The sequence below is a fragment of the Rhodococcus globerulus NBRC 14531 genome (assembly GCF_001894805.1).
GTDB classification, from domain to species: Bacteria; Actinomycetota; Actinomycetes; order Mycobacteriales; family Mycobacteriaceae; genus Rhodococcus_F; species Rhodococcus_F globerula.
In genome coordinates this window covers 1-26,454 of the sequence record NZ_BCWX01000011.1, presented here as the reverse complement: position 1 = coordinate 26,454, position 26,454 = coordinate 1, and the positions used below count along the sequence as shown (strand labels likewise).

Annotated in this window: 30 protein-coding genes and 2 pseudogenes; 18 read left to right on the top strand and 14 right to left on the bottom strand. The window is 60.0% G+C overall.

Annotation, left to right across the window (positions count from 1 at the left end; genetic code table 11):
* Position 1 precedes the first annotated feature (1 nt).
* The 9 genes from RG2_RS29525 (at position 2) to RG2_RS29485 (ending at position 9,072) form a co-directional block, all read left to right on the top strand.
* Positions 2–2,146 carry an acetate--CoA ligase family protein gene (locus RG2_RS29525; protein WP_165826418.1) on the top strand — a complete coding sequence of 715 codons (2,145 nt, stop codon included), beginning with the start codon at positions 2–4 and terminating at the stop codon, positions 2,144–2,146.
* Entirely contained in the window at positions 2,139–3,056 is a 918-nt protein-coding gene (locus RG2_RS29520; RefSeq protein WP_133637986.1) for a MurR/RpiR family transcriptional regulator, read from the top strand. Before RG2_RS29525 ends, RG2_RS29520 begins: the two co-directional genes overlap by 8 nt.
* Positions 3,053–3,805 carry an SDR family oxidoreductase gene (locus RG2_RS29515; RefSeq protein ID WP_033237171.1) on the top strand — a complete coding sequence of 251 codons (753 nt, stop codon included), beginning with the start codon at positions 3,053–3,055 and terminating at the stop codon, positions 3,803–3,805. Before RG2_RS29520 ends, RG2_RS29515 begins: the two co-directional genes overlap by 4 nt.
* A 5-nt stretch (positions 3,806–3,810) precedes the next feature.
* Complete coding sequence (locus tag RG2_RS29510; protein WP_033237170.1) at positions 3,811–4,260, top strand: MaoC family dehydratase; 450 nt, start codon at positions 3,811–3,813, stop codon at positions 4,258–4,260.
* A gap of 100 nt (positions 4,261–4,360) precedes the next feature.
* Positions 4,361–5,623, top strand: a complete 1,263-nt coding sequence (locus RG2_RS29505) for an NAD(P)/FAD-dependent oxidoreductase (RefSeq protein WP_033237169.1) — start codon at positions 4,361–4,363, stop codon at positions 5,621–5,623.
* A 125-nt stretch (positions 5,624–5,748) separates the two neighbouring features.
* Positions 5,749–6,798 (top strand): acyl-CoA dehydrogenase family protein, encoded by a 1,050-nt coding sequence (locus RG2_RS29500; protein ID WP_341477512.1) that lies wholly within the window; start codon positions 5,749–5,751, stop codon positions 6,796–6,798.
* On the top strand, positions 6,795–7,952 hold the full coding sequence (locus RG2_RS29495; RefSeq protein ID WP_051730804.1) for an acyl-CoA dehydrogenase family protein: 1,158 nt from the start codon (positions 6,795–6,797) through the stop codon (positions 7,950–7,952). The genes RG2_RS29500 and RG2_RS29495 overlap by 4 nt, the downstream gene beginning before the upstream one ends.
* Complete coding sequence (locus RG2_RS29490; RefSeq protein ID WP_080711892.1) at positions 7,949–8,335, top strand: RidA family protein; 387 nt, start codon at positions 7,949–7,951, stop codon at positions 8,333–8,335. The genes RG2_RS29495 and RG2_RS29490 overlap by 4 nt, the downstream gene beginning before the upstream one ends.
* Positions 8,336–8,889: 554 nt before the next feature.
* Complete coding sequence (locus RG2_RS29485) at positions 8,890–9,072, top strand: hypothetical protein (protein WP_033237167.1); 183 nt, start codon at positions 8,890–8,892, stop codon at positions 9,070–9,072.
* Between the two features lie 673 nt (positions 9,073–9,745).
* On the opposite strand, the gene RG2_RS31975 is transcribed toward RG2_RS29485, so the two are convergent.
* The 3 genes from RG2_RS31975 to RG2_RS32785 are packed head-to-tail and all read right to left on the bottom strand — an operon-like array spanning position 9,746 to position 10,376.
* The gene (locus RG2_RS31975) at positions 9,746–9,907 is read right to left on the bottom strand and encodes a hypothetical protein (RefSeq protein ID WP_167378162.1); all 162 of its coding nucleotides are present in this window, start codon (positions 9,905–9,907) and stop codon (positions 9,746–9,748) included.
* A 15-nt stretch (positions 9,908–9,922) separates the two neighbouring features.
* Positions 9,923–10,108, bottom strand: coding sequence for an integrase core domain-containing protein (locus RG2_RS29480; protein WP_371851355.1), 186 nt, complete (start codon positions 10,106–10,108; stop codon positions 9,923–9,925).
* On the bottom strand, positions 10,023–10,376 hold the full coding sequence (locus RG2_RS32785; RefSeq protein WP_371851356.1) for a hypothetical protein: 354 nt from the start codon (positions 10,374–10,376) through the stop codon (positions 10,023–10,025). The genes RG2_RS29480 and RG2_RS32785 overlap by 86 nt, the downstream gene beginning before the upstream one ends.
* A gap of 266 nt (positions 10,377–10,642) precedes the next feature.
* On the opposite strand from RG2_RS32785, the gene RG2_RS29470 reads away from it, so the two are divergent.
* From RG2_RS29470 to RG2_RS29445, 5 genes are all read left to right on the top strand, one after another.
* A complete protein-coding gene (locus tag RG2_RS29470) occupies positions 10,643–10,933 on the top strand; it encodes a type II toxin-antitoxin system Phd/YefM family antitoxin (RefSeq protein WP_033237165.1) in 291 nt (96 codons plus the stop codon).
* Positions 10,930–11,211 (top strand): type II toxin-antitoxin system RelE family toxin, encoded by a 282-nt coding sequence (locus RG2_RS29465; protein ID WP_033236816.1) that lies wholly within the window; start codon positions 10,930–10,932, stop codon positions 11,209–11,211. Before RG2_RS29470 ends, RG2_RS29465 begins: the two co-directional genes overlap by 4 nt.
* Before the next feature lie 107 nt (positions 11,212–11,318).
* Positions 11,319–11,612 (top strand): hypothetical protein, encoded by a 294-nt coding sequence (locus tag RG2_RS29460; protein ID WP_033237341.1) that lies wholly within the window; start codon positions 11,319–11,321, stop codon positions 11,610–11,612.
* A gap of 699 nt (positions 11,613–12,311) precedes the next feature.
* Positions 12,312–13,304, top strand: a complete 993-nt coding sequence (locus RG2_RS29450; RefSeq protein ID WP_033237340.1) for a hypothetical protein — start codon at positions 12,312–12,314, stop codon at positions 13,302–13,304.
* Positions 13,305–13,318: 14 nt separating this feature from the next.
* A complete protein-coding gene (locus RG2_RS29445) occupies positions 13,319–14,779 on the top strand; it encodes a hypothetical protein (RefSeq protein ID WP_033237339.1) in 1,461 nt (486 codons plus the stop codon).
* A gap of 37 nt (positions 14,780–14,816) precedes the next feature.
* Here RG2_RS29445 and RG2_RS29440 read toward each other — a convergent pair whose 3' ends face one another.
* The 3 genes from RG2_RS29440 to RG2_RS29430 all read right to left on the bottom strand — a co-directional run bounded on the left by RG2_RS29440 (position 14,817) and on the right by RG2_RS29430 (position 19,395).
* A complete protein-coding gene (locus tag RG2_RS29440; RefSeq protein ID WP_051730849.1) occupies positions 14,817–15,431 on the bottom strand; it encodes a hypothetical protein in 615 nt (204 codons plus the stop codon).
* 30 nt (positions 15,432–15,461) lie between these two features.
* Positions 15,462–17,279: an alpha/beta hydrolase family protein gene (locus tag RG2_RS29435; RefSeq protein ID WP_051730850.1), complete on the bottom strand. Its 1,818-nt coding sequence runs from the start codon at positions 17,277–17,279 to the stop codon at positions 15,462–15,464.
* A 277-nt stretch (positions 17,280–17,556) separates the two neighbouring features.
* Entirely contained in the window at positions 17,557–19,395 is a 1,839-nt protein-coding gene (locus RG2_RS29430) for a DUF262 domain-containing protein (protein WP_033237338.1), read from the bottom strand.
* 274 nt (positions 19,396–19,669) lie between these two features.
* Between RG2_RS29430 and RG2_RS31630 the strand changes: the two genes are divergently transcribed.
* Entirely contained in the window at positions 19,670–19,921 is a 252-nt protein-coding gene (locus tag RG2_RS31630) for a hypothetical protein (RefSeq protein ID WP_133637985.1), read from the top strand.
* Between the two features lie 661 nt (positions 19,922–20,582).
* On the opposite strand, the gene RG2_RS29420 is transcribed toward RG2_RS31630, so the two are convergent.
* Positions 20,583–20,840: a helix-turn-helix domain-containing protein gene (locus RG2_RS29420; RefSeq protein WP_033237336.1), complete on the bottom strand. Its 258-nt coding sequence runs from the start codon at positions 20,838–20,840 to the stop codon at positions 20,583–20,585.
* A gap of 88 nt (positions 20,841–20,928) precedes the next feature.
* Here RG2_RS29420 and RG2_RS29415 point away from each other — a divergent pair, with 88 nt between their 5' ends.
* Complete coding sequence (locus tag RG2_RS29415) at positions 20,929–21,381, top strand: hypothetical protein (RefSeq protein WP_033237335.1); 453 nt, start codon at positions 20,929–20,931, stop codon at positions 21,379–21,381.
* A 138-nt stretch (positions 21,382–21,519) separates the two neighbouring features.
* On the top strand, positions 21,520–22,377 hold the full coding sequence (locus tag RG2_RS29410; protein WP_033237334.1) for a hypothetical protein: 858 nt from the start codon (positions 21,520–21,522) through the stop codon (positions 22,375–22,377).
* A gap of 281 nt (positions 22,378–22,658) precedes the next feature.
* Here the strand turns inward: RG2_RS29410 and RG2_RS29405 are convergent, their stop codons facing one another.
* From RG2_RS29405 to RG2_RS31375, 3 genes and pseudogenes are all read right to left on the bottom strand, one after another.
* On the bottom strand, positions 22,659–22,856 hold the full coding sequence (locus tag RG2_RS29405; RefSeq protein ID WP_033237333.1) for a hypothetical protein: 198 nt from the start codon (positions 22,854–22,856) through the stop codon (positions 22,659–22,661).
* 384 nt (positions 22,857–23,240) lie between these two features.
* Positions 23,241–23,348: pseudogene (locus RG2_RS29400) on the bottom strand (IS30 family transposase); the annotation flags it as partial.
* 90 nt (positions 23,349–23,438) lie between these two features.
* A pseudogene (locus RG2_RS31375) lies at positions 23,439–23,582 on the bottom strand (IS110 family transposase); the annotation flags it as partial.
* A gap of 80 nt (positions 23,583–23,662) precedes the next feature.
* Between RG2_RS31375 and RG2_RS32780 the strand changes: the two are divergent.
* Positions 23,663–24,019: a 2Fe-2S iron-sulfur cluster-binding protein gene (locus tag RG2_RS32780; RefSeq protein WP_072782801.1), complete on the top strand. Its 357-nt coding sequence runs from the start codon at positions 23,663–23,665 to the stop codon at positions 24,017–24,019.
* A gap of 194 nt (positions 24,020–24,213) precedes the next feature.
* Here the strand turns inward: RG2_RS32780 and RG2_RS29385 are convergent, their stop codons facing one another.
* The 4 genes from RG2_RS29385 to RG2_RS29370 all read right to left on the bottom strand — a co-directional run.
* On the bottom strand, positions 24,214–24,897 hold the full coding sequence (locus RG2_RS29385; protein ID WP_165826414.1) for an N-acyl homoserine lactonase family protein: 684 nt from the start codon (positions 24,895–24,897) through the stop codon (positions 24,214–24,216).
* A gap of 292 nt (positions 24,898–25,189) precedes the next feature.
* A complete protein-coding gene (locus RG2_RS32775) occupies positions 25,190–25,537 on the bottom strand; it encodes an MmgE/PrpD family protein (protein ID WP_072782799.1) in 348 nt (115 codons plus the stop codon).
* A gap of 8 nt (positions 25,538–25,545) precedes the next feature.
* Positions 25,546–25,701, bottom strand: coding sequence for an MmgE/PrpD family protein (locus RG2_RS31625; RefSeq protein ID WP_139278901.1), 156 nt, complete (start codon positions 25,699–25,701; stop codon positions 25,546–25,548).
* A gap of 456 nt (positions 25,702–26,157) precedes the next feature.
* A partial coding sequence (locus tag RG2_RS29370; protein WP_139278900.1) for an integrase core domain-containing protein occupies positions 26,158–26,454 on the bottom strand: 297 nt, incomplete at its 5' end.

The window sequence follows — 26,454 nt, the reverse complement described above, 5'->3', positions numbered from 1 at the left end:
CGTGACCACTACCCAGGCCCCGACCAAGCCGCTGAAAATGCTGCTCACGGCCCGCTCGGTGGCCATCGTGGGTGTGCGCGAAGAGTCATTCTGGTCTCAGCGAGCAGTGCAAAACATGCGGGCTTTCGGTTTCGATGGCGACGTGCACCTCGTCCACCCCACCCGACAAAAGCAGTTCGACCTACCGTGTGCGCCGTCGATATCTGGTATCGGAGAGCGAATCGACCTCGTCTTGTCTTTGACCGGGCCATTGCATCTCCCTGCGATCTTGGCGGACGCGGCCGAATCAGGTGCCCGCGGGCTGGTTTCGATTGCCTCTGGTCTCGCTGAGCACAGCGAGACGGGTCGGCAGCTTCAAGATCAGCTGGTTGCCGACGCGAACAACCGTGGGATCAGTCTGCTCGGCCCGAACTGTGTGGGATTCGTCGACTTCCGTACCGGGCTTGCACCGTTCACCGACCGAATCAGCCCGCCGATGCAACCGGGGCCCGTTGGCGTTGTCAGTCAGAGCGGCGCACTATTGCAGCTCATTCATCGTGCTGCTCAAAGGAATTCTGCCGGACTAGGCGCAATGTTCTCGGTAGGAAACGAAGCCATGTTGACTGCAGTCGACGTTATTGACGAATTGTTGGACCGCAGCGACATCCGTTGCGTCGCGGGATATATCGAGGGAGTGAAGGATCCACGACGATTTGTAGAGGTGGCGCGGAAGGCTCTGTCTCTTGGCAAACCCATCGTGTTACTCAAGGCTGGACGTTCCAATGGTGCCGCCAGATTGGCGATGGCGCACACGGGCTCGTTGACCGGGGACGACCGCGTCGTAGATGCAGTGTTCGAAAAGTACGGGGTTACTCGCGTTTCGAGTCCTGAGGAATTGATCGAAACCGCGGCAGCACTCAGCAGACTGTCGGCTCCAGCAGGTCGGCGTATTGCAGTCGTAAGTAGCTCCGGTGGTGCTTGCTCAATTGCGGCCGATTTGATCGAGGCAAGCGAACTTGAGCTCCCAGAGCTTTCCGCGGCTACGAGTAAGGAACTGCGAGGTTCGTTGCCTGAGTTCGGCACACCGCAAAATCCGCTCGATACGACCGGAATCGTGGTCGACAAACCGAAGCTGCTCGGCGAGTGCCTGGAGATCTTGGGGCGGTCTGATGAGTTTGACCAGATTTTGGTCAACCTGGACCTGCCACCGCACACGGACGGCGAGGATGATCTGCGGGGTCGTCTCGACGCCGTTGCAGCCATGTGTCACAGCGTCCCGATACCGGTCCTGCTTTCGAGCACTATTGCTGGTGATGTGTGCCAGGAGCGGCGTGCGCACGTCGCAGGGCTCGATCAGCACATGTGCGACGGCCTCGCACAGGCTGTCGCCGTGGCCAACCATCTCGCCCGGTACGGAATCGCTCGAAATCGAGCTCGTGTCGAAGACATCCCTGCAGGGCAGAAACGCCTCGTCAGTTCGAGGAGACCCGCCCTGAGCGAACTTGAGAGTATGACCCTTCTCTCCGAACTCGGATTGCCTGTGAATCCGACGCGCCGCGTGACTACCGCCGATGAGGCAATTGCTGCGGCGAAGGAATTGGGGATGCCCGTGGTAGCCAAGATTCATTCAGACACCATCCTGCATAAATCCGATATCGGCGGAGTCAAGGTTGGCCTCACCGATGAGGCCGCGGTCCGTGCGGCATTCTGCGAACTCAGCGCACTCGCAGAAGACCACGACGTGGATGGGGTGCTGATCGCTCGGATGATCGAGGGGACGCGAGTGGAACTCATCGCGGGCGTGGTGATAGAGGACACTTGGGATCCCGTTGTGGCGATAGGCGCGGGTGGTGTCTTTACGGAGGTGATCAGCGATATTGCGCTGGGTGTGGCGCCGCTGAGTTCCTCCGATGCAGCAGAACTGTTAGCCAAGACGCGGGCATCGGTGCTGATGGCCGGATTTCGTGGCGAAGCTCCGCTCGATACAGCGCCTGTGATCGAGTTCCTCGTTGCGCTCTCGCAGGCTGCGGTCACTCTGTCCGAAAGCGTCGCAGCAATCGACATTAACCCGCTGTTCGTGGTGGACGGATTCGTTGTGGCAGGTGACGCGCTGGTGGTGCTGAAGGACAGATCTGATTTCAGAAAATACGGTGATAACGGTGAGTAAACCATCTGTATCGGTGACTGAGGCAATTCGTGAGCACTCGGTAGCGTTTACCAGTGCTGACAAGAAGATCGTTAGGGCGCTGCAGGACGACTATCCTCGGGCTGGGTTGGAGTCTTTACCGAAGCTCGCGGCTCGTGCGAACGTGAGTGCGCCCACGGTTCTGCGGTTGCTGGCAAAGATCGGGTACCCCGGCTATGGGGAGTTTCAGACGGCATTGCACGATGAAGTGACGGCCCGGATGAGTGCTCCTACGAACCGGCATGCGCCCCCGGAAGTGTCCGACGGGGACGTGGTCCTTGGCAATCTCTCGATTCTCGCCGAATCGGTGTCGTCGACTGCGCGTCGTATCGACAGCGCGGAGTTCGATGCAGTGGTCGATTTGCTGACAAACACGAAGCGTCCGGTCAGCACGTTCGGTGGGTTCGAAAGCGAGGTGTGTGCCAACCATTTGGCCACACTGCTGTCGCAGGTGCGCTCGGGGGTCCGCTTCCAAACCCGTGGATCGACAAGCGCAGTCTTCGAAGCTCTCGATATCAAACGCCAGAGCGTGGTCATCGCCTTTGATTTCCGCCGTTACCAGACCAGCACTCTAAGTTCGGTGCGCTTCGCCAAGGATCGCGGCGCTACGGTGATCCTTTTCACCGACCGTTGGATCTCGCCAGCAGCGGACTTCGCCGAGCATGTCTTCGTGTGTGACTCGCACGGGGTAGGGCGCTTCGACTCACGAGTTTCATGCATCGCATTGATCGAGGCAATCGTCGCAGAGGCCACTAGTCGACTAGGACTCGGTGTCGAACAGCGTATCGCGGCAGTCTACGAACTCCTCAGCGGATCGACATGGGCAGAAACACTTCCGGAGGACGCCAACATGCCCTCTGATGACACTGAAATAGGAGAAAAAGACTCATGAGGTTTACAAACAACACTGCCATCGTGACCGGCGCTGCCGGTGGAATCGGTGCTGCGGTGGCTCAACGTTTGGCAGATGAAGGAGCGAAGGTTGCGGTCGTGGACCTTTCTGTGGAGGCAGGTAAGTCCACTGTTGAGTCTATCGTCGCTGCCGGGGGTATTGCCCGGGCGTTCAGTGCTGATGTGACCACTTCGCTGGAGGCTGAGAACTGTGTAGACGCAGTCAAATCAGCATTCGGCTCCGTCGATATTTTGGTCACCTGCGCGGGGATCTTGCGAGACAACTTGGTGTTTAAGACGTCTGATGACGACTGGAATGCTGTCATTGCCACACATCTCACCGGCACCTTCAACTTCGCTCGGGCTGCCCAGCGAGTCATGGTTTCGCAGAAGTATGGCAAGTTGGTCTTCTTCTCTTCGGACTCCGCTCGCGGTAGCAGAGGGCAGACGAACTATTCCGCTGCTAAAGCCGGCATTGAGGGAATGATGCGAACATTGGCGCTGGAGCTTGGCCGATTCGGTATTAACGTCAACGCAGTGGCGCCGGGATTCGTGGAGACCGCCATGACTAGGGCCACGGCCGAGCGTCTGGGTGTCACCTACGAGGAATTCGTTGCGTCCTCTGCCGAGAAGGTGGCACTGCAGCGAGTATCCACCCCGCAGGATATCGCCGGCGTCGTAGCATTTCTGGCTAGTGAAGATGCCCGCATGGTTACAGGACAGACACTTAGCGTGCGGGGTGCACCGTGACCAGGATGATTTTCGATGGACCTGACGAATTGACGCGCGCAGTCGGTATTCGGCTCGGGCCGACTCAGTGGCGCGTCATCGACCAGGAGTCGGTGGTGCAGTTCGGCCGGTTGACCGATGACATGCAATGGATACACACCGATCCTGAGCGTGCGGCCAGGTCTCTGTTCGGAGGCACGATTGTGCACGGATTTTTCACGCTGGCCTTGTGTTCGTCGATTCTGGACGAGTTACAGACGACGATAGGTTTCAGCCACGGATTGAACTACGGCTTGAACCGGGTGCGGTTCCCGGCTCCTTTGCGCACCGGGACGGCGGTGACCGGCTCGGCCGAGTTGTTGACGGTTGACGGGCGAGATGCAGGAATTCAAGCGGTCTGGCGTATCGCGCTGTATGGACAGGGCAATGAGCGGCCTGTATGCGTTGCGGACATGGTAAGCCAATACGTTCTGTAAATTTCCTTACTTATCATTGTTTTATGTCAGTTTATGTACCATAATTAACATCATGACTAAACGAGATGAGGGGGCAGAGTAGATGCCTACGTCATATGATGTGGTGGTAGTCGGCGCAGGTATCAACGGCTGCGCTGCAGCAGCGGAACTTGCGTTGAGGGGACACAAGGTCGTCATCGTAGAGAAGGACGATGTGGCGTTCGAAGCCAGCGGTCGAAACATGGGCGCCATCGGGATTCTCGGCAAGCACGCCTCTGATCTCGCCGGTGCCAGCATCAAAAAATGGGATGAGGCCGTCAATACGCTGCCCGAACCCTTTGAATACCAGAGGATGGGTCGGGTCTGCCCGGCATACACGCCGCACGACGAGATGATCCTCCACGAGATGCTGAGCACCGCCCGAGACCACGGCGGAAATATCGAATTACTTGGTACCGAAACGGTTTACGACAAGTTCCCTGAACTGGGACCGGGCATCAGCCTGGCTGCTTACTCCGCGAACGACGCGCTCCTTGAGCCGATCAGTGCCACCCGAGCTTTTGCTGCGCTTGCACGAGAACGAGGTGTTCAGTTCCAGACCGCCACTCTCGTGTCCCGGGTTACCAGCCGGGAGGGTCGAGTCACCGGTGTGGAGCTCGCCGATGGTGAGCTGATCACCGCCAAGCAGGTTTTGTTGGTCGCCGGTGTGTGGACCAATAGGCTTCTAAACAAGCTCAACGTTCGTATGCCAGTGCAGTTCGCGACCATCTATCACGGAGAAACCCAACCGCTCGACAGCGCATTCGACTACTTCCTACGTGGCCCTGCCTTTGGTGCGAGACAGCTGGCGGATGGTGTCATTAGGGTAACGGGTGGCTACGAACAGCTCGGTGCCGGCCACTATCTAAGCTTTCACGATTTCCGTGATCTCGATCTCTGGGCGCCACGACTGTGGGCCCGTCGCAAAGAGGTACAGATGCGCCTCGATCCGCGAATCATGGGATACGAAATGCAGGCGGCCTGGCGTAACCGGCCAGCACCGGTCGGTTACGAACCGACAATCCCGAAGAACTTCCCCGAGCGCAAGCTCGCCGAGCTTCAGAAGGCGATGCCATCGCTCGCTGGCGCCCGCATCGTCAAGAAGATCGCCGGCGCGGTCGACATGACGCCGGACTCTTTACCCATCATAGGTCGTGTCGAAAACTATGAGGGTCTGTTCATGGCTGCAGGGTTCAACGGACAGGGTTTCGGTTTCGGCCCCGTCGTGGGAGAGCTACTCGCGCAGCAGATGTCGGACGAGAAACTGTCGATCGATCTCACACCGTATCGGCTCGCACGGTTCGAGAACCGACGCGAGATTCCGATGCCGGCACGGCTGGTCTGAAGGGTGAAGGAATGACTAGGCAGGGCAAGTTTGCTACTGAGGTCCGCAAGTGGATCGAGGACAATCGTATTGAGGGACTGCCTCGAGATGGTGACGTGTGGGGACCCCTTGAGGTGGGCACCCCAATGCAGAAATGGGTCGACCTAGTCCGGGACCGTGGTTGGTTGTGCGCCTCATGGCCCCCCGAATACGGCGGCGCCGGTCTTGGGCCGCTCGAAGTGAACATCCTCGATGAGCAGTTCGCGCTGGCCGGGGTGCCACGACCAATGCTCGGATTCGGTGAGTCCTTGGTCGGGCCCGCACTCATCGCTCACGCCAGTGAAGAACAGAAACGCCGCCTCCTTCCTCGGATCATAAACCTGCAAGATTTCTATTGTCAGGGATTCTCCGAGCCAGGCGCCGGATCAGACCTCGCCAGCGTGAGGACAAAGGGCGTTGTTGATGGTGACGTGCTGCGCATCAGTGGACAGAAGATTTGGACGTCGGAAGCAGCTACGGCCAACTGGAGTTTCGTGCTATGCCGTACCGATTTTTCCGCGTCGAAGCACGCCGGACTGACGTTCGTGTTGGTGCCAATGACCGATAACAACGTCGAGGTACGCCCGATCCGACAGATCGATGGACGTTCGGACTACTGCGAGGTGTATTTCGACGGTGCAGTCGCTGAGATGGCCGACGTCATCGACGGACTTGGGAACGGCTGGCAGGTCACGATGACCACTCTCGGGGCCGAGCGGGCGATGGGATACGCCTCGCGGCACTTTGAGTTCATGCTCGAATTCCGCGACGTACTCGGGCAACTCGCGGAAACCGAACGACTTGATGATCGGCTTGTGCGGCAGGAACTCGCTCAGGCATACACGCTCATTGAGGTTGTGCGTTCGATGGGCATGAGCCAAATGACCAGGTTGCTTCAGGGTGGCCCGGAAGGCCCGGAAGGCACGATTTACAAATATGTGTGGAGTGAGTCCCACAGACGGATGGGTCGTCACTATCTCAATGCGATCGGTGCACGATCGACCTTCCGTGCAGACGAAGAAAGTTACACCCTCAGCGCTGCACAGGACACTTTGTTCCTGGGCGAGGGAGAAACAATATATGCGGGGGCGAGTGAAGTGCAGCGCAACATTATCTCCGAACGCTTGCTGGGACTTCCGAAGGAGCGCAAGGCATGACGCTGGCAGGTTATGACGGTCATCTCGCCGAGATCGTTGCACTGATCGATAGATACGCCGAGGATCAGAAATCCCTCGAGAACGCCCGTAATATCGACGGATCTGGATGGTACGGAGACGATTGGAAAGCTATCTGCGAGACGACAGCTCTGTCCGCAGTCTGCGTTCCCGAAGAACTCGGCGGGCTCGGACTAGGTGTCGATGTGCTCATCGCCGCGGCCGAACCGATAGGCAAACATCTCTTCGCTGTGCCGTACCTGAGTTCCGCCACCATCGCCACCCTGACACTGTCCGCCTGCGGGGAGACCGGCCATTCGCTGCTAGTGCTGATGGCAGAGGGCAGCGCCACCACCACTGTGGCCTGGGCAGAGGATGCATCGTCGTGGCTGGTGCCCACCACGCCGCGAGTACGTGCCGTAGCGACGGACGATAACAGCGGTTATCTTCTATCAGGAGTTAAACCGCTCGTTTTGGACGCCGACGTTGCCGACCACGTTCTCGTCTTCGCCGCTGAATCCGACGGCGTCCCCGGACTCTTCCTGTGCCGCAGTGACGCGCCCGGTTTAACGATCAACGGGGAGAAGAGCCTGGATCCGGTGACCCGCAGTGGGCGCTGCGACTTTCAGAAGGTCGAGGCCATCCGAATCGCCGAGGGCGAGTTGGCTGTGCGAGCTCTGGAGGACGCCATCGATATAGGCCGACTCGTATTGTCGGCCATGCAAATCGGGGCGGCGCGTGCGACATTCGACACGACGATGGAGTACCTCGGTCAACGTCGGCAATTCGATCGAACAATTTCGTCCTTCCAAGCAGTCAAGCATCAGCTCGCAGATATGACAGTTGATGTGGAGACAGGATGGGCGTTGATCGCCAATGCAACCCGAACGGCGGCCGAGGTGCCCGAGCAGCGTCGCATATTTGCGCCGCTGGTGGCTGCTTACGTCTCGGACGTTTACTTCAAGGTCGCAGAGTCTGCACTGCACCTACACGGCGGTATCGGATTTACCTGGGAGGCTGACCCTCATCTCTATCTCAAGAATGCGATTGCAACGGAAGCCATCCTCGGCAGCCCGGTAGAACTGCGGGAGTTGGTAGCTGAACGAACTTCTTTGGCGGCCGATTTCGCGCCCCTAGCAGTCGGACGGGAGGCATGAACATGGAGTTCATCAATCCGCCGATTCTGGGTAAGGCTATTGCTCCGTACTCTCAAGGTGTTGTGGTGAATGGTGTATTACACGCAGCGGGGCAAGTCGCGCTCGACGCGGAGGGAAGAATCGTCGGTGCCGGCGATGTGGAGACGCAGGTCCACTGCGTCCTCGATCGACTCGAATGCATCTTGGGTGAACGCGGAGCGACGCTGCGCGACGTTGCCTGGGCGACGGTCTATCTCACCGATCGTGTCCTGTATACCGGATTGAACAGGGCATGGAGCGAACGATTCGGGGACCACCGACCAGTCAGATCTCTCGTGGTGGCAGATCTGGTAAAGCCGGGGCTTCTTGTCGAGATACAGGCGTCGGCCACCCTGCGTGAATGATGGCTCCGCAGTGGATACCGAAGGGGCTGCCCGGTCGTTTTCACACTTACCGGGATAGCCATTTTCTTGATGCCCCAAAATGTTGGTGAACTGTGGATCGACGGATCCGTTTGCGGTCGTATATCCGGGTATTGTCAATTTTTTTGGAGTGCAGTTTTTCTCGGGTGCATCTGGGCCCAACGCGGAGCGGTGTTCAGGCAACAGGGTGCAGTTCGGTGACTTCACTCCTCGCTTGGAATCGGTGCACATTTCAATGCGGTAATCGGTGACGGTCATGCCGTGCCGGTGTGGGTGGAAGTGCTGGGGATATGCGACTGAACGAGACCAGGAAACGTTGCGCTGCACTCCATCCCGACTGGAATGCGTTCAGTGCACCGATGTCGGATGGCGGGGTGCAAACTCGGAGTAGTGGTCCGCCCGGTCGGGAACTTCTGAGCGAACCGTCACGAACGTGTATTGCGAAAACTGTTCGCACCGAGTGCACGAGCCACAGGAAGATCGGAAGAGTAAGAAGTTCCACAGCAAGACGCTGTGAGCAAGGAGGAGTCGCAATCATGAACCGTCTTACCGAAGCAGAGGCCCGATCCGAGTACGACAAGTTGGTTCCGATCATGGCACTCGAAGGGCGCACGATGGACGCTGCCAGTCAAGCAGTGTTCGTCGAATACCTTCAGGATAAACTCACGATCGACGATCTTGTTGCCATTGCGAAACGTCGCAACGGAGTGACCGCGTAGTGGAGGGAACTTAAGAAATTCTCTCTGGAGGGGGTCAACTGTTTTATCCCTCGACGGTGCGCTGGGATGAAAACAGGTTTCCCCGACGTCTTTACAGAAGTTGCAGGAGCAGTCCGTCAGGATCACTGTCACTACCGTCCGGGGCCATGTCGCGAAGGGTGGGTGACGTACAAACTGTTCGGAATTCATGCGAGACCCTGTCCCTGGAAACTACGATTTTCGCGCTTGTAATTAATCCACTACAACCTTTTTGCGGGAGCTATCCGTGGGCCGGATTTCACGTTCTTACGCCGCCGACTGCGAGTCGGTCGGATGTCAGAAAAGTGTGTCCTGACCCTTGCCCGGTTCGGTCTTTGCACGAAACAACGCGTCCTCGTCGTAGTGGAATCGCAGGGCTGCCAACGGCATCTGAATCTTGACCCCTTCCCGGCATCTTGGGTTCTAATCAACGTCGCAACACCGACGGATCTTGTGTGTCTAGTAGAGCCGTGAACAGCTGTGTCGGACAACGGTCTTGGAGGACGACCCTGGGACTGCTGTTGAGTTCGTTCTCGACGGCCAGCAGATGCTCCGGCGAATGGATGGCGAGGTCCGTTCCCTTCGGGAAGTAGTCACGCAACAGTGGAGGGGACCCCGAAAGCGCTATGTGTCAAGTCAAGTGAGACAGTGACGTTCAGTTGATCTGCGATTCCGAGACCGGTTCGTTGATGAAGAATACTGTCGGCATCTCGGGCGGACTTGGCCGGCGCGAAAACCGGGCAGGGTTCGCGACGTAAGCCTCGTTCAGAGTGATCTGCCGGGCCTCGTCGACCGCGTCAGCGGTCCCGAAGTGCACCGACGCCGGCGTATGTCAGGCAATTCCCGAATGGCGGTGAATGTGGTTGTACTCGTTGAAGAATCCTTCCAAGAACACTCGTGCATCATCCAGTGATGCAAACGAAGTCGGGAAATCATGCAGGTATTTCAGAGTCTTGAATTGCGACTCGGAGTACGGGTTGTCGTTCGATACTCGCGGTCGTGAATGCGACCGGGTGATGCCGAGGTTGGTGAGCAGTTCCGACACCAATCCTGAGGTCATCGAAGTGCCGCGGTCCGCGTTGGATTGTCTTTTCGAGTCGGGTGAGGCGTTCTTCGAGGGCGCCGGTGATGGCGAGGAGCCCGAGCAGGGCGGGTTCGGCGATGTCGCGGCCTTGATCGGCGTGGGCGAGCAATGTGGTGCGCAGGAGTTGGCACATGATGGCGCCGTCGCTGATGGGGAGTTGCGCGATCTTCGCGACGAGGGAATCGGTGGTGGGGGAGGTCACGGTGGGGGCTCCTGCGGGTGTGGACCGTGCCGGCACGGTGGGACGTGAGTTCCGGCTGGGCTGGTGTGGGCAGGTGTGTTGGAACCGCGGCGGAAAGCAGCGCACCACTTTCGGGGATGTTACTGGGTCCGGAGCGTGGAATGAGTTACCGGAACGGGAGAGGGCTCGCCCGTTCCGAGGGAACCCCGGCGCCGTGATCGATTGACCAGCCCGGCTGCTGAGACAGGGCGCCGGACTGGGACCCATCCCGAATTCTAGCTAGAATCGTGTACATGACGACTCTTCCGGTGGCAGATGCACGGGCGCAGCTCTCTCGTCTCGTCGACGAGGCCGAGCGCACCCACGAGCGCTTCGAGATCACTCGCAACGGGCACCGCGCCGCCGTGCTCCTCGGCGCCGACGACTACGACGCCCTGCGTGAGACCATCGCCGTCCTCGCCGACGAGTCGTTGCTCGCCGACCACATCACCGGCATGGCCGAGGTCCAGGCCGACGACGTCCTCGACGCCGATTCGCTCGCCGAGTTCCTCGCTGCCGCGAAGACCGACGACGAGTGAGCGCGCCCGACCAGCCGTACACCCTCACCATCGCCAGGTCGGCGGCCCGCGCACTGAAACAGAACTTGCCCGAGAAGGTTGCGGCCGCGGTCTACGAGTTCATCACCGGAGTGCTGCTCGAGAACCCACACCGTGTCGGCAAGAAGCTCTCTGCGCCGCTTGCGCCGGCCTACTCCGCGCGGCGCGGTACGTACCGGGTGCTGTACCTCATCGACGAGGACACGCGCCGAGTGCAGGTCACCGCCATCTCTCACCGCGTCGACGCCTACCGCACCTAGACCCATGCCAGGACTTCGAGCTGGACCGGAAGAGAGGATTTTCTTAAATGTCGGGAAATGCCGGACACACTCGTACCCGCCCAGGATCAGTGAAATGGATGTGACCCATGCCCTTCCTACACACGCGCGTCGGCCGACTCTCGCGGTGGACTCGAACGTTTCGTCTCGGCCGCCGAACACCCGCGTCGACGCAGCGAAACCAGCCGCCGGCCGAGGCGCTGACCTACGACGAGCAAGTGGAGTTGCTTGACGCCTACCGTGCACTCCGTGACGCCGAGAAGCGGACCGGTGCCACCCTCGGATACGCCCGAGGCGCCGACATGAGCGACGCCGCGACCGTCCGCGCCTTGGCGAAGATGCTCGATGGCCTAGGAGCCGGCAGCGGCGGCACCGACAACTGAAATCCGAAGCGGTATATCGGCTCTCGACTGGCTCGAGGAGCCGGAAGTTGCCTCGCGTGATGCGTTCGACCGCGGCGTTAGCTTGCGCGTCGGTGAAGTCATCGGGGTTGAGGGTTCGGTTGAGACGTTTCCCATGTCGGTCGAGAGCGAAGAGGAATTCGTCGTGTCGGAGGGACACTCGGGGCGGTCGGGCATCCTCATGCCTCGAGAAGGCCCTTTTCGGCATCGTGGGACACCTGCGGCGATGAAATGACTTTCCGAGACACTGTCGCGGTCTACATCCCGCGCCGAGCTGAGGCTCGAATCCGGTCGGCTCGCTGTCTCGGAAAGCTGTAGGTTTTCGAGACCCCCGGGGTTTCGATTCGACATCGCACGTGACCATGTATCTCTGCGAAAAGACCGCCACTTAACGATGCGATTCACGATGCAGGTCAGATCCTTTCAGATCTGTCGAGAACCCGTGTTGAAAATCTATGTCGAATTGCTGGCGCGGCATGGTTTTTCGACGGGGTGTTGGTCGATCTGCCCCCAAACCCCACGACCGCGGTTCAACGCAGGGAAGGGCGGAGGATGCACATTCCCTGCGTCCTCCCGCTGTGTCGGCCGGGCTTTCGAAACCAACCGGTGCGTCCACTTTGTCGCGCGTGTCCGATACTGTCTTGCAGCCAGGATAAACAGCGACGGAGTTCGGAGTTCTCGATGGTTGAACCGCTCAGGATGGACAGGGCCAAGCAGGGCTTCGATAGGGCTGTCGGGGGCTTCGGCAAGTTCGCGCGGAATAGCTCAAAGCAGCTGGTCGAGCAGACCGGCGATCTCAAGGACGCCGCTGTGGACACCGTCGAGAAGCTGACGGCGAAGAAGCCCGATCCCTATGAAGAGGTCATAGCCGAGTACAACGGCGCGTTCACCTTGATGAACGACAAGGGCCTTTCTCTCCTACGCCAGCGGGAGCGTTCGACGGACCTGATCGAGCTTGTTGAGCTGTTGGTGAACAGCGTCGCTCACACCCCGAAGTCGTTCGAGACCGACTTCGACGAGATTGGCGTCCACAAGACTGAGTTTCTGGAGGCGGAGGAGTTCGCACGCAAGGACCTCGAGGCCGCGCGAAAGTCGGCTGCCGGCGCCGGTGCCGGGCTTGTTGCGGGTGCCGCAGTCGCGAGCATTGCCCCGACAGCAGCGTTATGGGTCGCCACCACCTTCGGCACCGCATCGACTGGCACCGCGATCTCCACTCTCTCCGGAGCCGTCGCGACCAAGGCTGCTCTGGCCTGGCTCGGAGGAGGAGCCATCGCGGCCGGAGGCGGAGGCACTGCAGCAGGCACTGCGCTACTCGCTCTCGCCGGCCCCATCGGCTGGACAGTCGCCGGGGCCACCCTCCTCGCATCAATCGGGCTGTTCGCGAAGAACAAGTTCGAGAACCGCGAGGCGAAACAGGAGGCGCTGACCGCGGTGAAGCACAACACCGCGCTCGTCAATACTATGGACGCCCAGATTGATTACCTCCTCCGGCGCACGGCCTCCCTTCGCGAGCTGCTCCTGCAGAGTTACGGCGAAGCGCTAGGGTGCTTCGGAGCCGACTTCCTCGCGCTGTCTGCGGCCCAGCAATCCCAGCTCGTCGCGCTGGTGAACAACACAAAGGCATGTGCCGCGCTGCTGAGCGAGCACATCAAGCAGCGCACCCAAGGGCATTGAGCAGCGCGCCGTTGATGAGTGACGCGGCAACACTAAGCAAGAGCAACCAGGAGCAGGCGGTCGCCGCCTGGGTGAACTACCTCAACCAGCTCCGGCTGGACAACCTGCTGAGCGCCCTCAACCGGCAGGACGTGAACCTCAAGGACGCGCTCGCCAGCCTCCACGACGCGACGAGGAAAATCGACCTGGAAGTCGTCGCCGCTAACCGCGGCGGAGTCAAGGGCATGCACGGCTTCATCGCCGAGGTCGCAGAGGTGGGCGTCGGCAACGCTCGGAGCCAGATCCTCGGTAAGGGCGCTGTCTACCAGTGGGTCAATGACAACGGCCCCGTGGACCTGATGCGCGGCGGGGTGGAGATTCAGCAGAAGTTCGTCGCGGCCGGTGGCCGCTTCGGCCTCGGCGCGATTACCGAACACCTCGAGAAGTATCCCGGCTTCGTCAAAAGCGGTGGGAAATACCAGATCCCCCGCGACCACTTCGAGGTGATCCAGAAGCTGCACGCCATGCCGCAGGAGGATGCTGGCAAGCTCCTGACGCTCGGCGCCGACGGCCCATCGCTCAAGGACTGGAACCGGATCCAAGCCTTCTTCGCCGAGGGCTCTATCGGCATCGAGTCCCTCGAACCCTCGCACCTGGAGTACTCCGAGGTGCAGAGGGGCGCCTACGGCGTGACGCTAAAGACGGAGGAGGGTTCCCTCCGCTCCACCGACCAGTCCCTGCGCGACGATGCCTACCAGCAAAGCCGCCCGACCCTGCAGGAGGGCGCGAAGGCCACGCTCGTGGCCGCCGCCATCGAGGGTGGGACCGCTTTGGTGCTGGCCGTGGTCGAGAAGCGCCGTGCGGGCACGCAGCTCAAGGATCTCACCTGCGAGGACTGGGCCGATGTTGCGGGCGAAGGCGGTTTCGGCGTCGCCAAGGGCGGTGTCCGAGGGTTCAGCATCTACGCGCTCACGAACTTCACCGCGACCTCCGCCGCTGTCGCCAGCTCGATCGTCACCGCGGCCTTCGGCGTCGCGGAGCAGGCAAACAAACTCCGCCGCGGCGAGATCGACGAGCTCGAGTTCATCGAAAACGCGGAGCTCGTCTGCCTCGAGACCGCCGTCAGCGCCCTGTCCTCCTGCGTCGGACAGGCTCTCATCCCGGTACCGGTCCTCGGCGCCGTGATCGGCAACACCGTCGGCCTCATCATGTACAAGTCCATCTCGTCTTCCCTCTCCAAGCGGGAGGCGTTGCTGATCGAGGGCTACCTCGGCGAGCAGCGGGCGCTCGACGAGCAACTTGCCGCTGAGTACCGGGAGCTCGTCGAGAAGCTCGATGCGAGCATGTCCGACTACCTCGGGGTGCTCGAACGGGCCTTCTCCCCTGACGTGGAGGTTGCCCTCCTCGGATCGGTCGAGCTCGCACTCGAGCTCGGGGTGGCTTCGGAAGAGGTCTTGGATTCCGACGTGAAGGTCCTCGCCTACTTTCTCGACTAGCAAGTCCCCCGAGGTTCCCCAGGAAAAGTGGACGGGGTTATGCAGCCGAAGCTGCCATTGACGAGGCTGGCCTCAAACCGGATCGGGCTGATCTGGCCGATGCTCGAATGCCGCCGACCCGTACGAGATCGGTTGTGGATGAGGATAATTCGGAGCTGAGGACTGCGCGTTGGGCTGCCGAATACACCAATCGAGTGACCTCGATGTCACCGAACATCCCGTCGGTGTGGGCACGACCGGTCTCGATCGCTGCGGCAGCTTTGTAAATCCGCCGCATGGAGACCTTGATGGAATGCGGCGCGTTCTTGTAGCTGTCCTCGCTGATCACGTAGCCGGTCGTGCGGCGATGGAGGGCGGCACGGAAGTTGACGTACATCGCAGCGAAGAAGGAGACGATCGCCGCCGCCACCACCAAGAAGACAGCTAGCAAGGCTTGCAGGTCGGAGGGAATGGAGACAACCATCCACCAGAGGGCGGCCACGATCAGCGAGAGCATGGCGACCTTGAACAACCAGAAGTGACGCGAGGGATCCACACGATCAGGGTCCGCGACCCGAGCGAGGTGCTTGCGGATCTTGTAAAAAGCCATCACGCCACCGACACCACCGGCCGCCAACGCGGAAAACGGGTTGCTCACATCAGCTTTGGACACAGCCCATGATCACATGCCCTGCCGACATTTCTATCCGATCGCAGCCGGGTCCGGTTCTTGCGCTTCGAGCCGCACCTCGTCTCCGGCTTCGATGGACCGCGGCGCAAGACCGTTGGCGATGACGAACGTCATCAGCCGGCCGAGGGAATCTTCGATCTCGCGCAGCATCGCCAATCGGGGGGACTTCGGGTCGCTGAACGCCTCGAACAGGTTGATCTGTCCGCATACCCGTGTCTCGGCGTCAGCGAGTTGGTACCAGAGGTTCTGGTCGAACGGCAGATCGAGCATCTTGCGAGCGTGCTCGACTGTCACCCGCAGCACGAGTGTCTTGAGATCGAGTGCTGAGCTCTGTTCGTCGCCTCCGCCGGCGACAGCGCCAGCGGCAAGAGCGCCGCCTGCACCTGCCAATCCTCCGAGCATCGCCAGTCCCCCGACCATGCCGCCGGGGCCGAAACCTGCGAGACCGCCGACGATTGCGGCTGCACCAGCGCCGCCAACCGGTGCAGCGGCGATCAACCCGACTGGACCCGCCGCCAACAGTGCGAGCCCCGCGGCTGCGCCCAGCACCCGACCCCACGGCACACCGCCTCGGCGATCGAGTGCCTTCTGCACGTCCTCGATTGCGCGAACGACTTTCTCTCCGACATCGGTGCTGAAGCCGAGCGCGAACGCGACCGCGGGAATAGCTTGTACCGGTGCGCGGTCGACGTCGATCTCGTACGGATCGACCACATTCGTCAAAGCAAGGACGGCGAGTTCACCGACCGCTTCGTGTAGTTCCCACAGATGCGGCACAGTCGGGACGCCGCCGTCGATCAACTGGTGCAGTTCAGCCGCCAGGGGCTGCTGGCCGACAGTGGCGAATTCTTCGATCTCGGCAACGACGTGGTCCTGCCGAAGTCGGAGCGCACCGGCGTAGCGTGCGGCAGCGGCCGGGTCCTTGATATATCGGACGAGGGTGTGGCCGTAGTGCAGAAGCAAGAGAAGTGATGCCTGCGAATCAGTTAGGCGCACAGCGATCCCCGACTTGGCCAGTACCAGGCTCTTGCTGGGGTAGGTGATCTGCGCGACGAGATTCGCTACTGCCGGATGCCCGAGGTAGTTGCCCGCGCCGTGTTCGAGAAATCCGATGTCGATGGCGAAGTCCTGCGCTGCAGGAAACGTCGGCGCCAGTCCCCGCCCTCCGGTCACAAGATCGGCGGGGTTGAAGATGTTGGACCAGTCATCGACCCGCGCGTACGGAAACCTCTTCAACAACCGCTCACTGCCTTCGTGGAGTGAAGGCGCGGCGGCGGGGCTGCCGATCGTGATGAAACGCCGGACGCGGATGTTCTCGGGCAGGTGATCGAGTAAGTCGATCGCGATGACACTGCCGAGGCTGTGGCCGATCAAGATGATCTCGTCGCCGAAGTCCTGATCGAGTAGGTGACGAAGCACCGCGCCTCGAAGGGCCTCGTTGCGCACATATCGTCGCACCTGGGTGAGGTCGTACGCGGAAAGATGCCCGACCGCGAAACCCTGCATCGTGTTCAGCGGACCGTCGGGCATCAAATGCGCACCGAGCCCCGATGCCGTCGACGGTAGTCCCAGGCTTCGCTGGATCCTGGCCTGACGCCTCGCGAATTCGAAGCGGGCTTTCGAATCGTCCTTGACGCGGTAGGTGACCGGTGGCATTTTCGCCCCGATCCCCTCGGTGGACAGGATCGCACTGTAGCGGGGAGCGAGTGTGTTTGCGCGGTCGATCGGTTCGTATCCCGCCTGCGTCAGTCCGCGATTGAGCCCTTCCAGCCAGCCTCCACGCGGATCTCCATCACCGATGCCGTGCAGGAAGACAACCTTGACCGCCACACCAACCACCTTCTCTTGGGCACTCACCTAGTGCTCGGGCACAAGCTACAGCAGAGGTCAGACACCCCAGTGCAACTCACCAATTTCATGCAGCTACGTTGCACCTCTTGACCAGTGGCGCCCCTTGGTTTCGGCACCCACGCACGCCATTAGGTCATTGTGACCAGCGCCTACGCAGCTACCCTCGGCCGCAACCGTGGAGCGGCAACAGTCGCCCTCAGTGTGCGCCGCTGGGCTAACCGCTTCGCGAATGCGACAGAGTCCGGTATCAGGCTAGCTATGGGCGTGCGAACTCCGTCGGGCTGCGCCAAATGCCGGTCACGATGTCGGAGAGTTCCTTGGCGCGGGCGGTGACCGCGCTCTCGTCCCATACCTCGGCGGCCCCGATGCGGGCATTGAGCTGAAGCTTCGACTGCTCCACCAGTGCTGGACGTTTCACATCCCATGCGCTGTCACTGAGCGATCCGTTGAACGAGCCCGTGATCAGTGTGAGGTTGCCGATACGGTCGACGTGCTGCTGACGATGCTGTTCGGCGGCGACGCGATCGGATTCGTCGGAAATGGCGACCGGCCAGTTCGCCGGCCAGTTCCGCGGCATGATGTGTTCGATTTGTAGAACGTCGTAATCGAACTGTCCTTGTTCGGTTTTCGTGTTGCGGGCGCGCAGGGCTCGGTCGATTTCGGATAGAAGTAACCGTATACGCCCACGACTGAGCACGCCGTCGTAGAAGCGTCTGGTGGTGAAGCTTTCGGTGATCTCCTCGTCGGTCGGCCACCATCGACCTCGTCCGGTCCCGTCCAACGCGGCCGCGGTCGCAGCTGCAATCGGTCCGGTCTCTGCTACCGCGCCTTGCGCTGCTTGGAGGACCTCGATGAAGGTCCGTCCGTATCCTCGTGTATTTGCGTTGACCAAAGCTCTTCGCATGAGCCAGGATTCGACGGCTGAGACCGCGGCGAGGTGCTCATCGGGAGACAAGACCTCCTCGGATCGGGTGCTCAGCCACAGCAGAAGCGGTGTCGCGGTCACGACCTCGAGGGCATTGATCCGGCGATATGCCGTCGCGATACGGTCGTCCGTGAGCGGATAACGCCCGTGCAGACGGCCGTACGCGCGGGCGTAGGCATAGATGTCGGCCAGTACCTCTTTCGTCGACAGATCAGCGACCGCGAGGTAGTTACGGACCTCGCCGTAGAGATGCCCGACATTGACCTCATGACCTGTTGCTGCCGTCAGCCACGCGGACAGCACCACATCGCGCCGACCACGAGCGGCGTGACCGCGGCCGATCTCCACTTTCCACCACGGGTCGTCGAACTCGGCCCAGTAGGTGTCGTAGAGCTCCTCGACGTCGGAGTCTTCGGTGAACTCCCCGCGCAGGAACAGCAAATTCTTGACCAAGTCGGAGGCTGACAAGGGGGTCTGCCGCCCGTTGAGAACTTCGAAGATGACCTGAGCGTCGTCATTGTCTTCGAGGTCGATGACCACCAGCTTGAACAGACCGACCAATGCATGAACCAGTGCCGCGGATCGATCCGATCCGTCCTCGCTGGTCATCGCCTCACGCGCTTGCTGCGCGAAGAACCGCCGAGCTTGCTCGTAGAGGTGATTTCCCGTCGGGACGATCTCGTCGTCCATGACGGTTCGCCACACATTACGATCTTTACGGCGCGGCCAGAGCTTGTACCGCTGATGAGACTCCTTCGCGAGATCAGCGGGATTCCACAGCAAGCGATGAACCTGGCTGACCAGGTCTGAGTCACGTTCGATCAGGGCATCGAGAACGCCTCGGGTCAAAAGCATCAACGTGGTCAGTCGCTGCTGCCCGTCGATGACAGCACGCTCGTCTATCCCGCCGGTCAACGAGGGAAGTTGATCGCACACGATCGCGCCGAGGAAGTGAGGGGCCACCATCTTCTCGAACATCGCCGCAGGTTTCTTTATCGCCTGGGCGTCATGACGGGCTTGGACAAGCCGCTCGGCAGCTGAAACCAGGTCCTCGAACAGCAGTTTCCACTGACCGTCTTCGGTCCATTCGTAATCTCGTTGAAATGTCGGAATGACGTACTGGGTCGGTGGCATCAGAACCTGCTTGAGTTCCCGCGTATCGGCCTTCACGAATGTCTCCTCGAATACGTGGTGACAGCCGCCACCGGATCAGAATGTTCAGTGTTCCAGCAGTCCCCGAGGTTGAATTAAGGGCAGTGGTGGACGACGATCAGAAAGTTGGGCACCGAAGGGTCTGCCGATGTCCTGGGCTACAGTGCCTGGATCTTGAGAATGTATCTGCAGGTCGTCTCAGCTGGGAACATTCGGCACTTCAGTTGATTCATATCAACTAGGTCGCAGGTGGATAATCGCCGTACAGACGCTGATCTGGATCATCCGATCTGTGTTGTCTTTCAGCTCGATCGGCTATCTCGTTCTCGTGGAGCTTTTTGGTGGCCAGTCTTTCTCTTGCCGCCCACAAGAGGGCGCCCACAGCGATAGCCAAGCCGAAGGCGGCGGCACCGAGATCCGTCGCGATGTTGCCGATTCCCCCTATGAGGCCGAAGACAGCCAGGGCGAGAGCAGTGACGAACCGCCGGCGGATTCTCGTCGCTGCGTCCGGATGGGTGTAGAAAACGCGAACAGTTTCGAATGACCGTTTGAAGAATCCCGGCTGCTGGGGCGCTGCGGTGTTGGGCGGGACAGGGTATTGAGATGTCGGCTGCTGATATGCCTGAAAAGTCGGCGCTGGCGGTGCCACCGGCCGATACCCCGGGAAAGGAGGCTGTGGGGCAGCAGGGGGGAGCGAGTCGAGCAAGCCGTGGAGACTCATCTGATGGCCGCACTGCCGGCACTTCTTCTTCGTCGCCATCGCAGCCTCGGAAACGCCCGCAGTGAGCACCAGGGCTGTGGTGCGGCCCGCGCGTCTACCGGCGTGCGCGAATGCCGAGTTGGTGCAATTCTTGCAATCGCGGCACGCGGTGTAAACCCTGGCAGTCATCGAGGATCTCTTTTCTTTCTTACTTCATGTTGTTCGAACCAAATGAACTGGTGATAGCAGTGACATCGCTTTTCAACGAGGCGATGTTAGTTGTATACGGCATAAACGTAGTTACTCGGTGTCGGCGGTAAGCGGCGGGCGCTTGAACTGCATCCGCCTCGTGGTGACCCGGCCACCTGCGGTATCCCCCGAAATGAACTGTTGCGCAGGGCGGCCAGACCCCTACGGCGGTATAAATGCCAGCCCTGCCTATGAAGCTGATGCGGAAAAGGTTCTGGTTCAGGCGTAATCAAGCTGGACCTACCCCGATCCGAATTTACTTCGGGGTTTCCTCTGAGGGGGAGGGCGGGCGCGTCATGCCGGTCACCAAGCTTCCCGGATCCACGCCCAGCACGGTGGCGAGGGTGAGGATGTTGAGCAGGCTGATGTTGCGTTCACCGCGTTCGACCGAGCCCACGTACGTCCGGTGCAGGCCGGCCCGGTGCGCCAACTCCTCTTGGGACAGTCCCGCGGCTGAGCGCGTGCTCCTGATCCGAAGGCCGAACTCTGCGAGTGCCCGGCCATCGTCATCCACGCAGACAAGCTTGTGTCGGTGATGACTAAAGGTCGACAGACTATAAGTACATCAGTGGTAGGGGCATCACACCGAGCAAAGGACCGCAGTGGCCACGAGCAAGACGAAAAAGAGCAAGCAGAACCGCAACCGCAAGACCGCAGCCGCGAAAGCGCACCGCCGGGCCGACCGAAAGGTCAAAAGCGCCGAGATTCAGGACCACAGAGTGACCGTGATCGAGGCACCGATTTGGGAGTACCCCCGTATGGCCGCGGCGATGGCTGAACAAAACCCATCGCTGACTTACGAGGAGGCGCTCGCAGTTCTACTGGCGCACCCGGCCTACGTCTCCAAGGACTGCGCTCCGCCGGGGAAGATGGTGCCGGCAAGGCAGATACAGCAGTCGGGGGAAGCCGTGGAGGAATTCATCGGCAGCCTCGAGGAACTGCACCGGATCGGGGTCATGAAGTGGGACCCGATCACCCGGATCCATCACATGACCTCGGATTTCGAAGCTCAGATTCTCAGCTCGAGAGCCGCAGAGGCTGCGCCCCGCGGGTGACAAGTCCGACCATGCCGCCGCATCTCGGCTTCGCCGAGTGTGTCGGGTGCGGCGCGTGTCTCCGAGTCGGTATGAAGCCACACAGCAGCGAGCGCGGCGCCGTCCGACAGCCGCCGTTACGTCAGGAGAACACAGCACATGGACTCGTACAGTTACAGCTTCACCGAATACGCCGATAAAGCCAGCGTCTACAACCGCAGTGATGCCGATTATGTTCGCGGCGAAAATCCCTACATCCTCGAGCGCGGTCAACTTTGGCATCGCGCACAAACCACGAGTGCGCTCAGTGCGACCCTGCGCAGCTGCCCGGATGGGCACAGTGTTCTCGTAGAACTCGTCCCCGAACCCGAAAATCCCTTCGACGCAACCGCTGTCGCCGTCGACTTTCGTGATTCGACCGTCGGCTACCTCGGTCCTACCTTTGCCGCCTACTGGCACCCGGTCATCCTGGCGCTCAACGCAACCGGACGTCATGCACTCGCCTATGGCGTCATCGGCAACAAGGGCGATACACCCAGCGGACTACCCTCTGTCATTCTGGACTTACCCCAATGGGATGGGTGGGATTCGGTTGCTGCGGACGCGGACTACGACAACGGTTTCGACGCCTTGTGGGCGAGCCTTTCGGAAATCAGCCGCACAGTCCTGCTCGAGACCTACGGGTCGAACATCAGTGCCGAGGTGTACGACGAGCTGCGCAGCAACGCGCACCTGATGCCCAATTACCGCTGGAATGGTGGCCGTTTTGCGGTGCCGTTCCCGATCGTGCATGCGATACGTCAGGAAGCCAACCGGGAGAAGGTCATTCGCCGGAAGCGGCGAGAGCAAGCCAAGCAGGACAAGCTCGACGAACGGATTACGCGTCGGCAACGTGCGTATGAGATGCGTACCGCAGGTGAGACATTCACGGCTATCGCTGAAGAGCTCGGCGTGTCCAACCCGACCGCATCGGCGCTGTACCGCGAATATCTTGCAGACGCCGAGAATATGTCGTGAGATCAATCGAGTGCGCTCGGATTTTGACCATCGCCAGAAGAAGCGGGGCACACAAGGGGAGTCGTTCGATTGAACGTTGGCTGTGGTGCTGAACTTGTCGCGGTATCGATGCGACGTGCATCTGCCTCGAGTTATTCACCCGGGGTTGAGGTGATGTTGCATGACTTCGAGGAAGGACCGCATGAACGATATTGTGCCCCTTCAAAATAGGAGCTGTGGGCCGGAGTTAGTTCTAGACCGATCGTCGCCCGAGGTGTGGAGTTTTCGCCGGCAACGGACGATCAGAGCTCCAGTTCCCGGCGGAACGCCTCCAGCTCTTGTTCTGCCGTGCTCACCCCGGTAAGCACTCGTCGGGCCGCGGCTTCGTCCGCTTCGGTGACGGTGCCGCCGGCGAGACGAACAACCCCGGTCGCGAACTGCACCGACTCTTCGATCCCGCGCGAGGCAGTGCGCGTGGTGATCTTGCGTGCAGTGGTCATACTGCCCAACCTTCCCGTGCGATACGCTCGATCGCTTCCATCAGCTTACGGGTGAATGACCTATATCTGCAGTTCAGTGGGAAGGCTAACAATCGACAGTTGCCTAACGCAATACTTGTTTCCTACAAATATTTATGTGGGCCTGTAATAGACCGAAATGAGCCTGCTCACCGGTGCAGGCGAATGACTTCGCGAAGGAGATAGGAGCGTACCTGCGCACCCAGTTAACGACAGACGGGACCCGAATGTGGACGGACTCGCCGCAGCGCGCACCGCCCTCGCCCGCCAACAAGAGTCCTCGCCCGAGCACCCCACCCCCGCGCTGGCACTCCCCGAGCGTAGCTGTTCGTCGAAGACCTCGGCCAGGGTTCGCTAGTCGTGGAGCTTGCGGGGCCAGTTGTTGATCGCCAGAGCGACAGCTTCGAGGTCCTCGGCGGACCACCTAGACAGATCGGTGCCCTTCGGAAAATGCTGGCGCAGTAGCCCATTCGATGCTCTTATGTTTGTCAACCAGAAAATCTGGGCGTTGGCATCTCTAGTAGCGGACTCCATCACGCGGTAGAGTTTCCTGGCAAGGGTTCGTTAGAGGCAGCGTCGAATGTCGCGGTGTGTGTTACCTTCCAAGGTTCGGAGGGTCTCGTAGGCGCGGCTCTGCGGATGACACCGCAACCGGGTGATCGCGACGGTGTGCAGTGCCCGATTCAGCGCACGGTCTCCTCCTCTGTTGAGTCGGTGCCGGTTTCAGCTCACTGTCGGGAAATCCATTCTCGGACAACGTCATTAACGTCGATGAACTCCTCGTCGAGTTGCCGAATGCTACGGATAGAGCCCAGGCCGTAGTTCACATTTTGGGTGAGACGCATGAACTGGATTGGGCGCACAACCGGACCTTGGTCGAGGTCCTGCGCGCCCGTGGGATCGACGTCCCTTATTCGTGCCTTTCCGGCGAGTGCGGATCCTGTGCCGCCACGGTGGTCAACGGAGAAGTCCGGATGGCGAAGACCGCGATCCTTGGTCCCGAGGATCTCGACAATGCTTGCCCGCCAAGTTCACCGACTCATGGGGCGACATTCTGGCATGTCAAGCGCGGTCGGTGTCTGGATCCGTCGAAGTGGAGTTCTGACTTCGAGATTGATGCTCACCCTGACCGACGGCCAGGGTGAGCAATAGGTGTGTGGGACTCGGTATTATACGAGTGTCTCTGGACATCAAAGCTGGTCAGCGTGCGCCCAGTGATGAGACGGATCCCAACGAAAAACTGGTGCATGCTCAGGTGACTTGTGTCGAATCGTGTTTACGGCAATGTTGACGACAGCCCGCGGAGTTGGACGCAGGGATTGGTCACAGGCGTCAACTGCTACTCGTAACTACCAGGACCGAAGGTGTCCCAATCATCAGGGTCATGCCCTATCCACACCTCGGCGCCGGACTCCTGCTGGATCGACTGCAAACGTTTGATTGAGGACACTGCTGCCGTGCTGTCCTGGTCCAGTGAAAACGGACAGGCGGATTTGAATGCTGCACGTGTATGGCTGACATCGCCTGAAAGAATGATGGTCCGGTTGGGTAACTGAACCTTCATCGCCAGCGACCCGGGGGAGTGTCCGGGGAGGAGGAGTAGCGAGATGCTGCCGTCTCCGAACAGGTCGTGGTCTCCGCCGGCTACCGTGTGCGTGCGGTAGTTGCGAACTGCCTTGAGCTCTTCTGGTCGGTACAGCCCGCACAGATGGGTGTCGGGATTCAGTGCATAGTCCATTTCACCTTCGCCGAGGTAGAACAGTGCATCCGGGAAAAGTGCGACCCCACCGGTGTGATCGAAGTGCAGGTGCGACAGTACGACGTGCTCGACGTCAGATGGTTTGAAGCCGATACTGTCCAACTGGCGGTCGAGCCGTTGCTCCTGGGAGTATTCGATCCGTGAACTCACGGCGCTTTCGCCGTAGACGGAAGCGGGATTGCCGGCCGCCTCGGGCGAAAGACCGGTGTCGAAGAGGACAAGACCGCCGGAATGCTCGATGAGGTAGCTGGGGAACGGAGTCATCCAGTCTCCCGACGACCCTGCTTCTATCATGCTCTTGTCAATCGTTGCATTTGGTGCGTCAAATGCCCACATGCGTTTTGCAGTAGAGTGTTTCGCCATAGATTGGACCTTGTCAGAAGTTGGTGGTCACTCATGTGAATTCATTACTCGGAAAACTGTTGCCCTGGGAGGATATCCACATGATTCGTCAGAGGTCAAGAGTGAAAAGTCCATTATCGCTCTGTCTCAACACAATTCGGAAACTACACGCAGGCCTTGATAACACGCACAACGGTCGGCTGAACTGTCTTGCTCACCGGATGGGAAAGTCTTCGGGTTCTGGCCCACTTCCGTCATAACTTCTGGGATTGTTCAATCGCTGAGGTGTATTTGTCGGTCGTCCGGACCTTCGGCACCTGTTTCGGCCGATACGGCTCGGGTGATGCCACGCGGCTGCACGGCCTCCCGGTTTTCCCGCAGCAAGGGTTAACCGGCACTGTAGATCGACACCCAGTGCAACGGCAGTGATGAATTCCCTTTCCAGTGACACCCCCTGGCGTTCCGCCACCGCAATTGCTGCGGGGATCACCGGCGACGAAATGTGTGCGGCGTCGGGATGTAGGTCGTTGAAATCCTGACAGTTGGCCATCGCCCCGTTCACATAACTTGCTAGCCAAGCAGGGCTTTCCTGCCGAACCCCAACAAAGTGGCTTCTTCGTTCCCACCGAGATCGAGGGCCAGATCAGCCAAGGCCTTGGCTTCGGGCGACGTAGTGCTGGCCGGGAGGATCACACCAGTGGTGTCGAGAATCGTCTTGCTTGTCATCTCTGCCACCCGCTCAGAAGATCCTCATAAGTGAGATCCGCAGCATGCCGAGCGATGTTGACGGCCGCTTCCTCGATGTTTGCTCGACATATTCAATGGTCGTATTTGCCCTTCGGATCGTTGGTAGGCGGTGCGCGTCGGCTCTCAGGAGACCGCGCATTGCCGCAAATCGTCGAAACCGGCAGCGCGACAGGCGCATATCGGAACGACCGACGATTCGGAACCCGAACAATGACATACGGTCTACACAACACTTGTACTATCCAATTATTCGGAGATGAAGGTATCTTCCATCGACTTCGGGTTATGAACAAGAGCACTCGAAGAATGATTCCGGCAGAGGAGAAGATCGCACCGGTGTTGGTCGACAAGCCGGACCGAGGTTGAATCGCACCGGAGTGTCCGGAGACTTTGATGTACCCCGAGTTTCGTGGAGTCGTCATATTTGACTTCAGGCTACGGGTTGACGTGTGAAGTGTACGTTCTCGAACTCGATCGGGTCAGCATCCCGAGTGCACTGTGCCGCCGTGGGCGATTGTGGAAGATCTTGAGGTGCTCGAACATGGCGTTGGCCAATTCGATCCTCGTTTTCCATCGTTTCCGATTCAAAAGTTCGGTTTGCATTCTGCCCCAGAAAGATTCGATCACTGCGTTGTCATAGCAATCGCCGATCGATCCCATCGATGGGACCAGCCCTGAGTCGTGCGCCCGGCGGGTGAACGCCCAGGACGTGAACTGGGCGTATTCAACCGG

Excerpts from the sequence above, each read along its gene's own strand:
- RG2_RS29515 (WP_033237171.1), top strand. The coding sequence starts at position 3,053 with ATGAGGTTTACAAACAACACTGCCATCGTGACCGGCGCTGCCGGTGGA.
- RG2_RS29510 (WP_033237170.1), top strand. The coding sequence starts at position 3,811 with ATGATTTTCGATGGACCTGACGAATTGACGCGCGCAGTCGGTATTCGG.
- RG2_RS29500 (WP_341477512.1), top strand. The coding sequence starts at position 5,749 with ATGCAGAAATGGGTCGACCTAGTCCGGGACCGTGGTTGGTTGTGCGCC.
- RG2_RS29495 (WP_051730804.1), top strand. The coding sequence starts at position 6,795 with ATGACGCTGGCAGGTTATGACGGTCATCTCGCCGAGATCGTTGCACTG.
- RG2_RS29490 (WP_080711892.1), top strand. The coding sequence starts at position 7,949 with ATGAACATGGAGTTCATCAATCCGCCGATTCTGGGTAAGGCTATTGCT.
- RG2_RS29485 (WP_033237167.1), top strand. The coding sequence starts at position 8,890 with ATGAACCGTCTTACCGAAGCAGAGGCCCGATCCGAGTACGACAAGTTG.
- RG2_RS29460 (WP_033237341.1), top strand. The coding sequence starts at position 11,319 with ATGCCCTTCCTACACACGCGCGTCGGCCGACTCTCGCGGTGGACTCGA.
- RG2_RS29450 (WP_033237340.1), top strand. The coding sequence starts at position 12,312 with ATGGTTGAACCGCTCAGGATGGACAGGGCCAAGCAGGGCTTCGATAGG.
- RG2_RS29445 (WP_033237339.1), top strand. The coding sequence starts at position 13,319 with ATGAGTGACGCGGCAACACTAAGCAAGAGCAACCAGGAGCAGGCGGTC.
- RG2_RS29410 (WP_033237334.1), top strand. The coding sequence starts at position 21,520 with ATGGACTCGTACAGTTACAGCTTCACCGAATACGCCGATAAAGCCAGC.
- RG2_RS29405 (WP_033237333.1), bottom strand. The coding sequence starts at position 22,856 with ATGACCACTGCACGCAAGATCACCACGCGCACTGCCTCGCGCGGGATC.
- RG2_RS29385 (WP_165826414.1), bottom strand. The coding sequence starts at position 24,897 with ATGACTCCGTTCCCCAGCTACCTCATCGAGCATTCCGGCGGTCTTGTC.
- RG2_RS31625 (WP_139278901.1), bottom strand. The coding sequence starts at position 25,701 with ATGACAAGCAAGACGATTCTCGACACCACTGGTGTGATCCTCCCGGCC.